The 2,877-nt window shown below is 66.0% G+C and carries 1 protein-coding gene; it reads right to left on the minus strand.

Annotated features, from left to right (window positions below):
- A partial coding sequence (locus AC3RXZ_RS16890; RefSeq protein ID WP_491494786.1) for an Ig-like domain-containing protein occupies positions 1-2,877 on the minus strand: 2,877 nt, incomplete at both ends.

A 2,877-nucleotide genomic window follows, 5' to 3' on the forward strand; every position in this document is an offset into this window, starting at 1 on the left:
CCTGAACCGTCAGAACAATCTGACCATCCACCTCACGATCCGGATCCTCCGTCACATCCCCGATCCGATACCGCACGGTCAAGATCCCGACGAACTGCGCGTCCGGGGTGACCTCGACCTGATCGCCTCGGATGGTCGCCTGACCGCGTCCGCTCTCCACGCCGGCTTCGAGCAGGCGCAGCTCCCCCTCGCCCTCGAACGGGTTGAAGTCGTTCTCGAGCACCGGAACCGTGATCGTCTCGCCCTGGTTCGTCTCCGGGAAGGAATCGGTGTTCGCGGTCGGGAGTGCACGCGTGGATGCCGTCACCGTCACATCGATGGTGCCCTCGATCGGCTCGGTCTCGCCGTCCGAGATGCGCACCGTGACGGTCGCGGCTGTGCCCTTCGGAGTGCTGGACGACGCCTCGACCAGCAGCTCGGTACCGTCGATGCGCGCGGAGATGCCGTCGGTGGCGCCGCTGACATAGTCGAACGTGTGCTTGCCCTGATCCTCGAGATCCGGGTCACCCGTGAGTTCGGCGAGATCGATGGACGAGGCGGCCTCCCCAGGGGCGACGTTGACCTGTCCCCGGGTGAACGTGGGCTGCTGGTTCTCCGGCGGCAGCACCGTGACCGGAATCGACAACGTCGCCTTACGACCCTCCGGATCATCCGGCCCGGCACCATCCGTCACCTCGAAGTTCAACGCATCCTTGCCGAAGAACCCCTGCGCCGACGTATACACCAACGTGCGCTCATCCTTGATCAGCGCATCACCGTTCGCATGCGCCGCACTGACCTTCTCCGCCTCCGTGATCACCACCGACCCACCACCGGCGACCGTCACATACTCATCCAACGGAACCTCGACCGTCTCCCCACTGACGACCTCGATCCCCTCCGTCGAATCCACCACCGGACGCAGATCCGCCAACGCCGGCACATAGATGAACGCCGACGTCGACTGCTCATCCTGATCCGTCAACGTATAACGGATCAACTGACGCTCATCCCCCACCGTCACCCGAACCTTGCCGTCGTCGAGGATCGTGCCGCCCTCTTCCACAGTCAGATCCAGCGACTCCGTCGTCCCATCCGGATCCTCGTCGTTCGCCAGCACCTCGACGTCGACCGTCAGCTCATCCTTGACGTCCTCGCTCTTGACGCGGTCGTCGCGCGCGATGGGGTAGAGCAGCGGGACGTCCTCATCGACGGTGACCTGCAGCACCGCGGTCGCCTCGGCGCCGCGGTCATCGACGATCGTGTACTGCAGCGATGTCTCCACCTCGGCATCCGGAGCCTGGACGAGAACCCGGTCGCCGGACACCCGCGCCTCGAAGCCCGGAACGTCCTCGGGAGGGGTGATGCCGTTCTTGACCAGGGCGACCTTCGCACCCTCCGGGTCGGAGTCGTTCGCGAGCACGGGGACCGCGACCTCACGACCGGGGCGCACCACCACCGCGTCCTTCACCGCGTATGGCGCCTGGTTGGTCTCCTCGCTCGGGGCGATCCCGACGGTGACCGTCGCGGTGCCCTCCTTGCCGAGGTTGTCCCGCACCTTGTAGGTGAAGGTGTCGACTCCGGTCGCGTCGTCGAACGCGTCGTAGACCAGGTAGTCCTGCTCGACCGTGACGAGACCCTTCTTCGGGTTCGAGTCCAGCCCCAGCAGTTCCACCGAGTCGCCGTCCGCATCGATCCCGTCCAACGGGATCGCGATGTTCGCCGTCGTCCCGCTCAGCGTGCGGGCGGTGACATCCCGCGGACGCGGGGCGGCGTTCTTCTCCTCGTCCACTGCGAGGATCTGGATCGTGATGTACCCGGCATCCACCTGACCGTTCTCATCCACCACGTTGTACGTCGCATACACCGTCTTCGCCTCCGGACCGGCACGGAAGCGCACCTCGTCCTGAGACACGAACGCCTCACCATCCTCCGGATCGATGAACGGCTCCACCAGCTCCGGCTCGACATGCATCGCCGCATCATTCGGGTGCGTGTCATTGTCCAGCACCGGGATGCTCACCACATCCCCCGCACGCACCGTCGCCGTGTCATCGTTCGCCACCGGGGGCAGCAGCTTGTCCGGCGCGGGGATCGGGATCACGACGACATCGCCTTCGGCCGTCTTCGCACCGTTGGAGATGCGGTAGGTGATCCGCACCTGGTCTTCGAGACCCCCTTGGTCGCCGATGCGGAGCGTCTCATGGTTGAGAACCGACACCGACACACCGCTGCCGGGCTCGACAGTCACCGACTGCACCACCAGAACGCCGCCACCCGGGTCGGTGTCGTTGTTCAGCACCCCGACGAGCACCTCGCCACCGGTCGGCAGCAGTGCCACATCGCGCACGGCGATCGGAGCAAGATCCTCCTGAGTCGCGCCCTCGACATCGATGCGGACCAGACCCGTCGCCGAGGGCACGCCCGCCGTGACGAGATACTGCACGTAGTACGTGCCCGGTTCGGCCGCTGTGAACGTGAAGCTCTTGTTCGGGTAGTCGGGGACGATGGTGGCGCCGTCCACCGGGTCGACCCGGTTCAGTCGCAGAGGCTCACGGCTGGAACTGGTGTCATTGGCCAGTGGGGACACGGTCGCCTGCTGGCCCGCCTTGATCACGACGTGATCGGCGTTGGTCTTCGGCAGCGTGGACCCGACTGGGCGGACATCGAGCTGGATCGTGCCACCGGCATCCTCGCCAGACGCGTCGGCCACGATCACCTGGACCTCGTGGCGTCCGGGCGGGGTCGCGATCGCACGGTAGGTGATCTGACCGTCGGTCGTGAAGTCGACTTCGTCGCCGGGAGCGGCGATCACTTCCTTGAGGTAGACGTCGTCGCCGTCCGGATCGGTCCAGTCCGGCAGAACGTTGTACGACACCGTCCCCCCGGCCTCCACCG

This window comes from Microbacterium cucumeris, assembly GCF_058349845.2.